A 12,635-nucleotide genomic window follows, 5' to 3' on the forward strand; every position below is an offset into this window, starting at 1 on the left:
CAGGTTCTGCCGCGGGTCGCGGAGGCGGGCGGCCGGCCGGTCATACGGCGGCTCGGCGTCTCAACTCGTTGCGCACGAGCCGGCGCTGGGGTTTGCCGGTGGGCGTGCGCGGCACCGCGTCGATCGCCTCGGCGAACCGGATCCGCTCCCAGGGGGCGAGGTGTTCGTTGGCCCGTGCGGTGATCGAGTCGAGGAGGCCGGCGCCCGGCCGGGTGTCCGCCGCCGCGGGCTCGTGCCCGGCGCCGCCGGCCAGGACGACGCCCGCCCAGACCGCCGCTCCGTGCTCGGGGTCGGGCCAGTCGGCCACGACGCAGTCGGCGACGCGCGAATCCTGCCGGACGATGTCCTCGACGCGGCTCGGCGCGACGATCTCGTTGTCGTGCTTGAACACGTCGCACAGCCGGTCCACCAGGCGCAGGGCGCCGCCGGCGTCGAGCAGGCCGACGTCGCCGGTGGCGAACCAGCCGTCCGCGTCGATCCGCTCCTCGTGTCCGCCGTCGAGGTAGCCGGCCATCAACTGCGGCCCCCGCACCTGGACTTCCCCGATCACCCCGGTGCCGACGGGACGGCGGGTGGCCAGGTCGACGAGCCGGCACTCGGTGCCGGGCACCACGGGGCCGACCAGTCCGGGCCGGTAGCCGTCGGGCTGCTGGCAGTGCGTGAGCGGGGAGAGTTCGGCCATGCCGTAGCCCTGGATGACGGGCACGCCGAGCCGTTCGCGCAGGATGCCGGCCGCCCGCGGGGACAGTGCCGAGCCGCCGGACAGCACGGCGGTCAGCCGCGGTCCGGGACGCACCGCGCCGGTGAGCCGCTCGTCCTCGGCGAGGGCGTGCAGCCGGGCGGGCAGCCCGTAGTAGTGGGTGGCGCCGGCCGCGGCGGCGACCGCGAGGGAGGCGACGGGGTCGGAGTCCGGGCACAGCACCTGGCAGGCACCGGCGTAGACACCGGAGTTGAGGTGCATGACGTGGTAGAGCGGCAGATGGTTCACGGTGACCGAGTCGGCGCCGACGCGGTGCGCGAGCGCCACCTGCTTGGCGTTGGCGACCAGGTTGCGGTGGGTCAGGAGCACGCCCTTGGGGCGGCCGGTGGTCCCGGTGGTGAACTGCACACAGGCGACGGTGTCCGGATCGGCCGGGGCGGCGGCCGTGCGCGGGACCGGGGTGCGCTCCGGGGCGGCGTCCACCACCTGGTGCAGGGGCACGGTTCCGTCGGGGACCACGCCGTCGGGGGCGTCCGTGACGATGATCGCGCGCAGTGCGGGCAGGTCGGCGCGGAGCTTGGCCAGCAGGCCGGCGGTGGCCGCGGGCACGAGCGCGAGTTCCACCCGTGCCGTGGTGAAGACGTGCCGCAGAGCGTCCTCGCCGGCGAGCGGGTTGACGAGGACGGTGACGGCGCCGCTGCGGGCCGTGCCGTAGTAGGCGGCGGCGAAGACGGGGTCGAGGACGTTGGCCACGCCCACGCGGGCGCCCGCGGCTCCGTCGAGCGTGCGGTGCAGGAAGCCGGCGATCCGGTCGGCCCACGCGTCGAGTTCGGCGAAGCCGACGGACCGGGTGGCGGTGCGGACGGCGACCCGGTCCGGCGCGCGCCGCGCCGCTCGCCGCAGCAGTCCGTCGACGGGGAGATCGGGGTATGCGAAGTTCGGCAACGCTCGTTCTCCTCCTGGTCCGGTTCGGCGGGTGAGAGCCGCCGGCTGTCCTCACCGTCCGCCGGAGCGCTAGAGGAACCTTCGAAGAGTGGTCGATCAGCACCGCAGAACGTGTCGGCGTCCCGTGGAGGACCGGGGCCGCCGGCGGGGGGCCGCCCCTCCCTCCCCCTCCCCGGCCGACCCCGCCCAAGCGGTGCGGGGGCCGGGCGGGGCGGTCGTGGTCAGGCGTGGCAGGCCGGCAGGCCGCCGTGGTGGTCGCTCATCTCCCGGAACAGGGCGGGGATGTCGAGCGGGTCGCCGGGTGCGGCCCCGAGCGCCTCGGCGTAGGCGCGGTGCAGATTGGGCACGAGGCGCTCGGCGTCGAGCAGGTCCGCGTACGGGCCCGGCCCGGCCTCCCGCGCCGTCTGGAGCGGGGTGAGGCCGGCCGCGATGCCCTCGGCCGCGAGGCGCTGGAGCCTGCGCAGGTAGCCCTCGTTGGCGTCGAGCAGTTCCGGGCCGCCGACCGGGCCGTGCCCCGGTACGACGGTGACGGCGTCCAGGGCGCGCAGCCGCGCGAGGGCCGCCAGCGACCCGGACACCGACCCCATCGGGCAGAACGGCGTGACGCCCGACATCACCAGGTCCCCGGCGAACACCACCCGTGGTCCGGGCAGCCATACGGCGGTGTCGCCGGTGGTGTGCGCGGGCCCGGTGTGCAGCAGCCGCGCCTCGTACGCGCCCACGTGGAGGGTCATCCGGTCCCGGTAGGTGACGGCGGGCACGACGACCTCCAGATCGCCCCAGCACACGTCGGGCCACAGGCCCGTCAGGTGCGTCCCGGCCGCGGCGGCCTCCTCGCGGGCCCGCTCGTGGCCGACGACGAGGGCTTCGGGGAAGACGAAGTTGCCGAAGGTGTGGTCGCCGTGGAAGTGCGTGTTGACCAGGAGCCGCGGCGGCCGGCCGGCCCGGCGCAGGACGTGCTCCCTGAGCACGCGGGCCCGCGCCTCGGTGGCCACGGTGTCGATCAGGAGGCTCTCGCCGTCCGCCACGACGAGCCCGGCGTTGTTCAGGCACCAGCCGCCGTCGGGCTGCACATAGGCGTGGACGCCGTCGGCGACCTCGGTGAAGCGGCCGGCGGTGGGGGCGTGGTCCGGCGCGGCGGAATGCGCCGCCGGGCGCCGGGTGGCCGACGGGACGGTCACGGTCGTCTCCTTGGTGGATCGGGGCACCGCCGGGCGCCGGTCAGGCCGCGGCACGGGCGGCCAGCGCCCCGTTGACGAGGTCGAGGTACTGGCGCGGCGTCTGCGCCTCGGCCAGCGCCTCCTCGTCGAGCACCACGTCGTGGTCGCGCTCGATGACGCCGGTGACCTGCAAGAGCGCCAGGGAGTCGTAGCCCAGGTCCAGGAACAGGGTGTCCAGGGCGCCCTCGTCCAGCACGGCCCCCTCGTCGCCGCCCGCCGCCTCGCGCAGCAGGTCGGCGAGTTCGCTCCGGTCGAACCGTTCCATGGTGTTCCCCTCTTCCTCGGTTTCCTGGATTTCCTGGTGCCGTGCCGCACGTGCGTCAGCGCGCCGCGCGGACGACCGTCGCCGCGTTGAAGCCGCCGCGGCCCCTGGCCAGGACCAGGGCATGGCGCAGCCGGGCCGGGCGCGGGGCGCCGCGCACCAGGTCCACGGGGCAGTCGCCGGCCACCCGGACGGCGCCGGCCGTCGGCGGGATCACCTGGTCGCGCAGGGCGCACAGGGCGGCCGCCAGATCGAGCGCGGAACCTCCCGCGCCCAGCCGCCCGGTCAGCGACTTGGGCGCGGTGACCGCCACCCCGTACGGGCCGAACAGCTCGGCGAGCGCTCGGGCCTCGGCCCGGTCTGCGTCCCGCTCGCCGGCCGCGTCGGCGAAGACCACGTCCACGTCCGCGGGGCCGATCCGGGCGTCGGCCAGGGCGAGCCGGGCCGCGGCGAGCAGCCGCGGGGGGCCGGCGCCGGGCGCCGGGTCGAACGTGGCGGCGCAGCCCTCGACCGTGCCGAGCACGGCGGCGCCGCGGGCGCGGGCCGCGCCGGCCTCCTCCAGCACCAGCAGGGCGCCGCCCTCTCCGGCCACATGCCCGCACGCGTCGGCGTCGAAGGGCAGGTAGGCGCGTTCGGCGTCGTCGCGTGTGCTCATGCCGCCCGCCGCCAGCAGCGCGGTCCAGCCCCACGGGCACACGGCGGAGTCGAAGCCGCCGGTGAGCACCGCGCGCACACCGGCGCGCAGCCGGCGGCGGGCCTGCGCGACGGCGTCCAGGCCGCCCGCCTGCCCGCTGACGACGACGCCGCTCGGTCCGCGCAGCCCGTGCCGGATGGAGATCTGGCCCGAGTTGGCGGCGTAGAACCAGGCGAACGACTGATAGGCGCCGACGTGCCGGCGGCCCTTGCTCCACAGCGCCTGCAGTTCGCGCTGGCCGAACTCGAAGCCGCCCGTGGAGTTGGCGGTGACGACACCCATGGCGTAGTCGGGCAGGTCCCGCGGCTCCAGGCCCGCGTCGTCCAGTGCCTCGGCGGCGGCGGCCAGCGACAGCCGCGTCACCCGGTCGGTCTGCGGCAGCAGCTTCGCCGGTACGTGGTCCTCGTCGGCGAAGCCCGTGACCTCTCCGGCGAGCGTCGCCGGGTAGCCGGAGGCGTCGAAGCGGGTGACGGGGCCGAGGGCGGTTTCGCCGCGCAGCATCGCCTCCCACCAGGACCGCACGCCGATGCCGCCGGGGGCGACGACGCCGAGCCCGGTGACGGCCGCGCCGCGCCGCCGCGTCAGGCCGGTGCTCCCGTTCGCCGCGGCGGTCACGCGGCCGCCCCCGTGTGCCGGCTGGTGAGCACCATCGCGCTCTGGAAGCCGCCGAAGCCGCTGCCGACGCTGAGCACCGTGTCGGTGCGCTGCTCGCGTGCGGTCAGCGGCGTGTAGTCGAGGTCGCAGGCCGGGTCGGCCTCGTGCAGGTTGGCGGTGGGCGGCACCGTGTCATGGGCGATGGCCAGCGCGCTGGCGGCGATTTCGAGCGCGCCGATGGCGCCGAGCGAGTGCCCGATCATCGACTTGACGGAGCTGACCGGCACCCGGTGGGCGTGCTGCCCGAGGCTCGCCTTGAACGCGGCCGTCTCGTGCCGGTCGTTCTGCTTGGTCCCCGAACCGTGGGCGTTGACGTAGTGGACGTCCGCGGGGTTCAGGCGGGCCTCGTCCAGGGCGACCCGGATGGCCTCGGCCATCTCCCCGCCGTCCGGGCGCAGTCCGGTCATGTGGTAGGCGTTGGAGCGGGTGGCGAACCCGCTCACCTCCGCGTAGATGCGGGCACCGCGCCGTACCGCCCGGTCGTGCTCCTCCAGGACGAGCACCGCGCTGCCCTCGCCGAGCACGAACCCGTCGCGGGTGCGGTCGTAGGGGCGGGAGGCGGTCTCGGGCTCGTCGTTGCGCGCCGAGGTGGCGCGGATGGCGTCGAACGAGGCGAGGGTGATGGGGGTGATGGGGGCTTCCGCGCCGCCCGCCACCATGATGTCGGCGCTGCCCTCGCGGATCAGCTCGGTGGCGTGGCCGAGCGCGTCGAGTCCCGAGGTGCAGCCCGTGGACACGACGGCGACCGGGCCCAGCGCGCCGCTGTCGCGGGCGACCTCGGCGGCGACCGAGCTGGGCACGAGGTAGTCCCCGAGCCGGGCCTCGGCCCGTGCGGGATCCAGCAGCCAGCGGCTGCCCGACTCGCTGACGTGTGCGTAGGTCTCGTCGAGGCCGCTGCTGCATCCGACCGCGGTGCCCAGGCTCACCCCGGTGCGCTCCCCCTCGGCGGCGAGCACGAGCCCGCTGTCGGCGACCGCCTCCCGCGCCGCGACCAGGGCGAACTGCGCGACGCGGTCCAGGCGGCGCGCCTCGTCGGGGGCGAAACCGTGCCCGGCGGGGTCGAAGTCGGCCTCGGCGGCGATCCGGGAGCGGAACGAGGAGGCGTCGAAGAGGGTGATACGGCGGGTGGCGGTACGCCCCTCGGTCAGCAGCGCCCAGAAGTCCGCGGTGCCGACGCCGCCCGGCGCGACCACCCCGATCCCGGTGATGACGACCCGTCTCATCGGCTTCCCCCCATGTCACTCGGCTCCCTGTGCGGTGTCGTACCGGTCGGGCCGCGGCGGTCCGCGGCAGGCGCGAGGCGCCGTACGACCCGGCTCGCCCGCCCGATCAGACGCGGCAGTGCGCGGCCCCGTACGAAGAAGTGGTCGCCCGGCACCGTGCGCAGGGCGAAGGGGCCGGTGGTCCAGCGCCGCCACGGCGCCATCGACTCCGGCGGGGCCAGCGGGTCGCTGCGGCCGGCCACGGCCAGCACCGGCACGTCGAGCGGTCCGTGCGGTGACGGCCGGCGGGCGGCGGTGCGCAGCGCGTCGGCGAGCTGGAGATCGGCGCGGAGCACGGGCAGCACGAGCCGGTGCCACACCCCGCCGGGCTCCGCGCCCGCCGGGAGGGGCCCGGCGCCGCCGAGCAGCCGCAGCAGCTCCTCGTCCGGGGCCAGGCGGGCGTCCGGCAGGTCCGACGCCGCGTCCGGCGGCGGGCAGGCGCCCACCACCAGCAGCGCGGGGGCGGGCAGGCCCGCTTCGCGCAGGGCGCGGGCGAGCGTGTAGGCGATCAGCGCACCGAGGCTGTGCCCGTAGATCAGGTACGGGGCGGATCCGGCGCCGCCTTCCCCGGTGAAGTGGCCCATCGTCTCGGCGAGCAGGGCCTCGGGTGCGGTGAGGCGCGGCTCGCGGCGCCGGCCGTCGCGGCCGGGCAGCAGATGGGGCACGGGCTGCGCGCCGGGGCCGAGGTCGCGGCGCCAGCCGGCGAAGGCGGAGACGCCCGCCCCGGCATGCGCGAAGCAGTGGACCCGCAGCGGCCGTTCGTCGGGCATACGGCGTCCTCCTCGGGGCGTGCGCACCGCACCGGCGGGGGGCGGTGCGCGACCGTGGGCCCCCGGTCGCGGGCCTCGGACCGCGAGACTGCCAGGGGCCTCTCGACCGCCGCTCGGACTCAGGCCGCGTACAGGTTGAAGGTGGAGCCGCGACGCGGACCGCTGAGCACGTCGAGGGCCGGGTCCACCGCGAGCATCGCCTGGTGCAGGCGCTGGAGCTGGGGCGAGGGCTCGACGCCGAGTTCCTCGACGAGCCTGATCCGCAGCCTGCGGTAGACGTCGAGGGCGGTGGCCTGGCGCCCCGAGCGGTACAGGGCCACCATCGCCTGCGAGTGCAGCCCCTCGTGCTGCGGGTGACGGGCCATCAGATCCGTGAGTTCGGCGATCAGTTCGGTGTGCCGGCCGAGCCGCAGATCGGCGTCGATACGGCGCTCGACGGTGACGAGGCGGCTCTCCTCCAGCCGCAGCACCTCGATCTCCAGGATCGGCCCGGTGCTCACGTCCACCAGAGCGGCGCCCTCCCACAGCGCGAGCGCGTCGCGGAACTGCGCGGCGGCCCGCTCGTCGTCGCCCTTCTCGAACGACGCCTGCCCCGCGGCGGCCCGCTGCTCGTACAGGTGCACGTCGACGCATTCGGGCGGCACTTGCAGCAGATAGCCGCCGTGCCGGGTGGCGAGCACCTCCTTGGCGTTGCCGGGCGAGTCGGGGCCCATCGCGGTGCCGAGGCGGCGGCGTAGCTGCAATATGTAGGTTTGCAGCGTGGTCATCGCGCTGCGGGGCATGTTGCTGCCCCAGATCTCCTCCATGAGCGTGGTCACGGGTACGACCCGCCCCGGATAGAACGACAGCAGCGCGAGGATCTGCCTCGGCTTGCCGGCGGTCGGAACGATGGACACCCCGTTGACGTCGGCGCTCAACGGGCCCAGAACCTGGATCTTCACGGCTTCCTCCCATACCCGGACGAGTCCGCGGTGGCGCGAGACCACCGGCGCGTCTGCACCGTAGCCGCGTTCTCCCGTCCGGCTCCGGTATCTCCACCGCCGTTCGAGCCCCACTCCAAGCGGAAGCGGCGCTCCCCCGCCCGGTCCGGCGAACCACCGCCGGCACTCCGGGAAACGGCCTGCTCCAGCCGCCGGGGGAAACCCGTCGCCGCGACAACAGGCTCGTCCGCCACGACCACCGCTCGCCCGTTCCTCCACCAGCACCCGAGCGCGCCCGCGCCCGCCACGGCCCCGAGGAGCCCCCGCGCGCGTCCGCCCGCAAGGGTCCGCGCCGTCCGGAAGGCGCGCCCGCGTGCGGTGCGGCCGGGCGGGGTCAGCAGAGGGCTCCGACCGGCTGGGGCAGGATCAGCCGGCGCGGCGCCTGCCGGCTCCAGGGGAAGCCGCGGTGCACTTCCAGCACGGTCTCCTCGTCGGAGCCCGTCATGACGGCGACGGCGACGAGCACACCGGGTTCCGGCTCCAGCTCCGCGAAGCGCCACCGCTCCGGGGGTTCGCCGTCCGGCGGCCTGAAACCGCGCACGCCCCGGTCCGGGGCGAGCGTGAAGGCGAAGGAGTCGAACGGAAGCCCGAGTCCGAGGCCGCGTGCCTTGGCGTACGCCTCCTTCAGCGTCCACAGCCGCAGCGTCCTGCGGTCGCGGGCCCGGCCCGGCGCCGCCGCGGTCACCCAGGCGGTCTCCTCGGGCGCGAAGCTCTCCACGATGGCCTCGAAGCCCCGGTCGTCCCGGTCGAGCCGTTCCACGTCGACGCCGATGCGGTGACGGCGCACCACGCCGAGCAGGTTGTACCCGTCGGTGTGCGACAGGTTGAAGTCCAGCTCCCGGCCGCCGCGCGGCAGTCCTTCCACGGGCTTGCGCAGGAACGGCCTGCCGCGCGAGGAACGCCAGAGCACGGCCTCCGCCTCGGGTATGCCGCTCTCCAGCGCCAGGACCCGGCGGACGAGCGCGTGCGCCGCCAGGTACTGGCGCCGGTCACGGTCGAACAGGAAGCGCCCGGCGGTCTGCTGCTCCTGTTCGTCCAGCCAGTGGCGTGCGAGGTCCGCGGCGAGTCGCGGGTCCAGCGCGTCGTTGGGGCAGAACCACAGCTTGACGGGCGCCTCGGGGTGCGGCGCCGCATGCTGCGGACGGCCCGCCGCTGCGGGAGACGTCATCCGGCCGGCTCACTCCCGCGACCGAGGACACCGCCCTCGCGTCGGACGCGTATGCCGTTGCGGTGCATGTCCGTCCGCCGCCTCAGTCCCGCCGGGGCAGCAGGGCGAGGGCCTGCTCCACGCTGACCTGGCCGTCGCGCACCGCGTCGAGCAGCGCCTCCACCGGCATCGGCGTCGGCGCCGCGACCGGGCCGGGTCCGGCGGGCAGCTGCGCGCCGATGTGGGCGGCCAGCGCCGTGAGGTTCGGGTGGTCGTACAGGACGGCCGCGCGCTCGCGCAGCCCGTAGACGAGGTTGACCACGGAGATGAACTCGGCGCCCAGCGCGGTGTCCACGCCGAGGGCGGAGAAGGGCTCGGCGGTACCGATCTCCCACGGGTCGCAGCACAGGATGCGCGCGATCTCCTCGCGCAGGACGTCGAGGACGGGCGGCGCGGGCACGGGGCCGGGGAACTCCGCGGCGAGGTTCACGGACGGGGCCGCGGACGGCACCGGCGCCGCGGCCGCGCGGAGGGACACCTGCGGCATCTCGGCCGGCGCCGCCCCCGTCTCGCGCGCCACGTACCCGGCGAAGTCCGCCGGCGTCGGGTGGTCGACGAGCGCGGCGGGCTTGATCGCGGTGCCGTAGTGCGCGTTGACGGTGGCCACGTACTCCACGGCGAGCAGCGAGTCGACCCCGCACACGCGGAAGGTCTGCGCGGGGTCGATCTTCTCGGGCTTCAGACGCAGTACGTCGGCGAGCATGCGCACGACCTGGCCGAGCACGCCGGTGTCGTGGGCGGCGGGCGCCGTGGTGCGGGCGCTGGGTCGTCGAGCGGGCATGGCGGGGCTCCAATGGTCCTGGGTGGGATGGGGGCGGTGCCCTCGCCGGCCGGGCGCGGGCGGCTGCGGCCCGGCCGCGAGGACCGCGCGCATCACGCGGCGCCGGCCAACTCGCCGGGCGGGGCGGGAGCGTGGGTGCGGTACCGGGCGGCCTCGTCCTGCGGTACGAGCACGGTGAGCAGCAGGTCCCACAACGCGGTGAGCCGCCGGTCGAGTTCCCCGGCGGGCAGTGCCCCGGCCACGGCCGCGAGCCCGCACACCGTCGTCCACAGCAGCGCCGCCGCGCCCTCGCCCCGGCCTGCGGCCCGCAGGGCGCCCGTCTCACCGGCCCGGCGCAGCAGCCGCAGCACCTCGTGGTCCCATGCCCGGTACAGGCCGGTGGCCGGGGGGTCGCCGTCCATGCGGTCCTGGGCGATCCGCAGTCCCGCGCCGACCAGCGGATCCTCGCGCAGCGCGCGGATCAGCCAGTGCGTCATGTCGATGAGGATCTGCACGGGCGGGGCGCCGTGCTCCTCCCGTTCGCGCAGGAAGCCGGCGAGCCGCGCACCGCCTTCCCGCTGCACCGCTTCGGCGAGCACCTCCTTGGAGGCGAAGTGGAAGTACAGCGCCCCTTTCGTCAGGCCCGCGTCCGCCGCGATCCGATCCAGGGTGGCGCCGGCGTATCCGTGCCGGCCGAACTGGCGCGCGCCCGCCTGGATCAGGCTGCGCCGGGTCCGTTCCGATCTGGTCTGCATCGCCGTTCACCTCTCCCGAGTCCCGTAGTGCACAGGCCCCTTCGACGGGCCGCCGGTCACCTGACGGTCCGTCAGCCGACCCGGTGCAGCCGCTCACGCTCGGCGACCGGCTGCGCGGCGACGGGCTCCGGGTGGGCCATCAGCATCGACTGCTGGAGCCGGCGCACCCCCGCGGACGGTTCGAGTCCCGTCTCCCGTACGAGAGTCGACCGCAGCCGGTGGTAGACGTCGAGCGCCTCGCTGCGGCGCCCCGAGCGGTGCAGCGCGAGCATGAACTGGGCGTGCAGGTTCTCGTGCGTGCGGTAGCGGCTGACCAGGACGCTCAGTTCGCCGAGCAGCTCCCGGTGCCGGCCGAGCCGCAGATCGGCTTCGATGCGCTGGTCGAGTGCGCACAGCCGGGTCTCCTCCAGCCGCCTGGCCTGCATCTCCAGCTGGGGTCCCGCCTGTACGTCGCACAGCGCGGAGTCGGTCCACAGCGCGAGGGCCTCGCCCAGCTCTCGGGCCGCGCGCGGGAAGTCGGCGGCGTCCATGGCCCGGTAGCCGAGCCCGGCGAGCCGTTCGAACTCGCGGACGTCGCTGGTGCCGCCGAAGGTGTGCAGCACATATCCGCCGGGGGCGGTGGCGAGCACGTCCTTCGGCGTACGCGGCGGGGCGTCCTGCGGGTCCTGCTCCAGCGCCTTCGCGATCATCTCGCGCAGCTGGAGTATGTAGGTCTGGAGGGTGGTCCGCGCGCTGCGCGGCGGCCGGTCGCCCCAGAGTTCGTCGATGAGCGAGGCGATCGGCACGACCTGGTCGGCGTGGAGCGCCAGCAGGGCCAGCACCTGCCGTGGCTTCGGCGCCCGCGGCGTCACCGAGACGTCGTTCTCCCTGACGGCCAACGTGCCCAGTACGTCGATGTCCACGCCTTTTCCCCCTCTTGGTTCCGCATCCGGCTCGTCGAGTTAAAAGCAGGACGCTCGCCCTGTCAATATCAAACCGACCAAGCTGTTTTGTATGGACCGATGGATCTTGCTTTCCAAGGGAGGGAGCAGAGTGGGATAGAAGCGCCGAAAAGCCGCACAACTCGACGACGACAAGGGGAGGTCGACGCACTGTCAGCCTAAACCCCGCAGGAAAACCAACTACTCGGTCTGTGTTCGACTCGTTCAAGCGTCTTTCAAGACGCTCACGAGCGGCTCTGGTGCGGGCTTCCGCGATCACGCGCGCCGGGCCGCCGGGCCGCCTCCGCCAGCAGCCGCGCCAGATCGTCCACCGCCTGATCGCCACCGCCGCCGGTCAGGACGGCCGTCGCCGGGCGGCTCCCGTCCGCCGCGAGCAGACGGGCCGTCCGGCAGGCGGCGGCTCCCCCGCCCGAGAGGGCCACGAGGAGCAGCCGCTGTCCCGCGCCGGCCAGCGGGCGCAGCACCCCGCGCCAGGCTTGGGGCCCCTGCTGCTCCGGATGCAGCAGGATCACCGTCTCCGGCCCCCCGTACCGCGCGGCCAGCCGGGCGTACCAGGATCCGGGGACGCCCGGCGAGGGCAGCAGGCAGACGACGCCGCGCGTCCCCTGACGCAGGGTCACGAAGGCGGGCCGGGCGCCCGCCGTGACCGGCAGTTCCTCCAGCAGTACGGAGATGGGCGTGGTCCCGTCGGCCGCGCGGGGCAGTTCACGCAACAGTTCGGCGCAGTCGGCCAGCAGCCCGGCGCCGCCGTCCGCGAGGCGGGCCCGGTCGTGGACCAGGGACAGCACCAGGCCGCCGGCCGCGTCGCGGTGGGCGGCGAGGGTGACCGGGAAGGCGTTCGCGGCACCCGTCGTCTCGGGGAAGCCGAGACGGATGCCCTGGGCGGCGAACAGGGGCTCGAACCGGTGCAGCGGGTCCATCCCGCTCTCGAAGACGAGCAGGCTCCCGGCGGTGCGCTCGGCCCCGGCGGCCCCGTCCGGCGCCGCGCCGGCCCACCCGCGGATCTGACCGGCCGAGACCCACTCGTACGACGAGATGTCGATGGCCTGGTCGCGCAGCGCGGCCAGCAGCTCGGGCACGGTGGCCGCGGGGTCGACCTCGACCGAGACGGGCAGCGGATTGCGCAGGGCACCGGGCAGGCGCTCCACGCCCTCCAGCGGGATGCCCCGTCCGGAGACCGCGACGCTGAAGCGCACGGGCAGCGAGCCGTCCGTACCGGCGGCCCGGTACAGGAGCAGCGCCCAGGCGGCCTGGAGCGCTCCGCTCTCCGTGGCTCCCCACCGGGCGGCCCACGCGTCGAGGCGGGCGGCCTCGGCGGAGCCGAGCCGCACGCGCGCCCGCCCGGTCCCCGCCTCCCGGCCCGCGGGGGGGGGGGGGGGGGGGGGGGGGGGGGGGGGGGGGGGGGGGGGGGGGGGGGGGGGGGGGGGGGGAGAAAAGAAGACAAAGCGATAGGGGGGGGACGTTGCGTCGCCTCCCCCGAATGCC

At 75.4% G+C, this 12,635-nt stretch carries 12 protein-coding genes; all 12 read right to left on the reverse strand.

What is annotated here, in order from left to right; all coding sequences use genetic code 11:
* Positions 1-40: 40 nt before the first annotated feature.
* The 12 genes from ACZ7EC_RS31150 to ACZ7EC_RS31205 all read right to left on the reverse strand — a co-directional run bounded on the left by ACZ7EC_RS31150 (position 41) and on the right by ACZ7EC_RS31205 (position 12,481).
* Positions 41-1,645, reverse strand: a complete 1,605-nt coding sequence (locus ACZ7EC_RS31150) for a class I adenylate-forming enzyme family protein (protein ID WP_471068044.1) — start codon at positions 1,643-1,645, stop codon at positions 41-43.
* A 221-nt stretch (positions 1,646-1,866) separates the two neighbouring features.
* On the reverse strand, positions 1,867-2,826 hold the full coding sequence (locus ACZ7EC_RS31155) for an MBL fold metallo-hydrolase (protein ID WP_471068047.1): 960 nt from the start codon (positions 2,824-2,826) through the stop codon (positions 1,867-1,869).
* 40 nt (positions 2,827-2,866) lie between these two features.
* Positions 2,867-3,130 carry an acyl carrier protein gene (locus tag ACZ7EC_RS31160; protein ID WP_011113148.1) on the reverse strand — a complete coding sequence of 88 codons (264 nt, stop codon included), beginning with the start codon at positions 3,128-3,130 and terminating at the stop codon, positions 2,867-2,869.
* Between the two features lie 55 nt (positions 3,131-3,185).
* On the reverse strand, positions 3,186-4,436 hold the full coding sequence (locus ACZ7EC_RS31165; protein WP_471068050.1) for a beta-ketoacyl synthase N-terminal-like domain-containing protein: 1,251 nt from the start codon (positions 4,434-4,436) through the stop codon (positions 3,186-3,188).
* Positions 4,433-5,698 (reverse strand): beta-ketoacyl-[acyl-carrier-protein] synthase family protein, encoded by a 1,266-nt coding sequence (locus ACZ7EC_RS31170; RefSeq protein WP_471068052.1) that lies wholly within the window; start codon positions 5,696-5,698, stop codon positions 4,433-4,435. Before ACZ7EC_RS31170 ends, ACZ7EC_RS31165 begins: the two co-directional genes overlap by 4 nt.
* Entirely contained in the window at positions 5,695-6,507 is an 813-nt protein-coding gene (locus ACZ7EC_RS31175; protein ID WP_471068055.1) for a thioesterase II family protein, read from the reverse strand. Before ACZ7EC_RS31175 ends, ACZ7EC_RS31170 begins: the two co-directional genes overlap by 4 nt.
* A gap of 119 nt (positions 6,508-6,626) precedes the next feature.
* The gene (locus ACZ7EC_RS31180) at positions 6,627-7,448 is read right to left on the reverse strand and encodes an AfsR/SARP family transcriptional regulator (RefSeq protein WP_471068057.1); all 822 of its coding nucleotides are present in this window, start codon (positions 7,446-7,448) and stop codon (positions 6,627-6,629) included.
* Positions 7,449-7,821: 373 nt separating this feature from the next.
* Positions 7,822-8,655 (reverse strand): 4'-phosphopantetheinyl transferase family protein, encoded by an 834-nt coding sequence (locus ACZ7EC_RS31185; protein WP_471068060.1) that lies wholly within the window; start codon positions 8,653-8,655, stop codon positions 7,822-7,824.
* 82 nt (positions 8,656-8,737) lie between these two features.
* Entirely contained in the window at positions 8,738-9,475 is a 738-nt protein-coding gene (locus ACZ7EC_RS31190; RefSeq protein ID WP_471068063.1) for an acyl carrier protein, read from the reverse strand.
* Between the two features lie 92 nt (positions 9,476-9,567).
* Positions 9,568-10,209, reverse strand: a complete 642-nt coding sequence (locus ACZ7EC_RS31195) for a ScbR family autoregulator-binding transcription factor (RefSeq protein ID WP_471068066.1) — start codon at positions 10,207-10,209, stop codon at positions 9,568-9,570.
* Between the two features lie 71 nt (positions 10,210-10,280).
* Positions 10,281-11,111, reverse strand: coding sequence for an AfsR/SARP family transcriptional regulator (locus ACZ7EC_RS31200; protein ID WP_359380997.1), 831 nt, complete (start codon positions 11,109-11,111; stop codon positions 10,281-10,283).
* Positions 11,112-11,374: 263 nt separating this feature from the next.
* Positions 11,375-12,481: a condensation domain-containing protein gene (locus ACZ7EC_RS31205; RefSeq protein WP_471068070.1), complete on the reverse strand. Its 1,107-nt coding sequence runs from the start codon at positions 12,479-12,481 to the stop codon at positions 11,375-11,377.
* Positions 12,482-12,635: the final 154 nt, after the last annotated feature.

The sequence above is a fragment of the Streptomyces sp. NPDC037203 genome (assembly GCF_055605065.1).

Excerpts from the sequence above, each read along its gene's own strand:
- ACZ7EC_RS31160 (WP_011113148.1), bottom strand. The coding sequence starts at position 3,130 with ATGGAACGGTTCGACCGGAGCGAACTCGCCGACCTGCTGCGCGAGGCG.
- ACZ7EC_RS31170 (WP_471068052.1), bottom strand. The coding sequence starts at position 5,698 with ATGAGACGGGTCGTCATCACCGGGATCGGGGTGGTCGCGCCGGGCGGC.
- ACZ7EC_RS31175 (WP_471068055.1), bottom strand. The coding sequence starts at position 6,507 with ATGCCCGACGAACGGCCGCTGCGGGTCCACTGCTTCGCGCATGCCGGG.
- ACZ7EC_RS31185 (WP_471068060.1), bottom strand. The coding sequence starts at position 8,655 with ATGACGTCTCCCGCAGCGGCGGGCCGTCCGCAGCATGCGGCGCCGCAC.
- ACZ7EC_RS31190 (WP_471068063.1), bottom strand. The coding sequence starts at position 9,475 with ATGCCCGCTCGACGACCCAGCGCCCGCACCACGGCGCCCGCCGCCCAC.
- ACZ7EC_RS31195 (WP_471068066.1), bottom strand. The coding sequence starts at position 10,209 with ATGCAGACCAGATCGGAACGGACCCGGCGCAGCCTGATCCAGGCGGGC.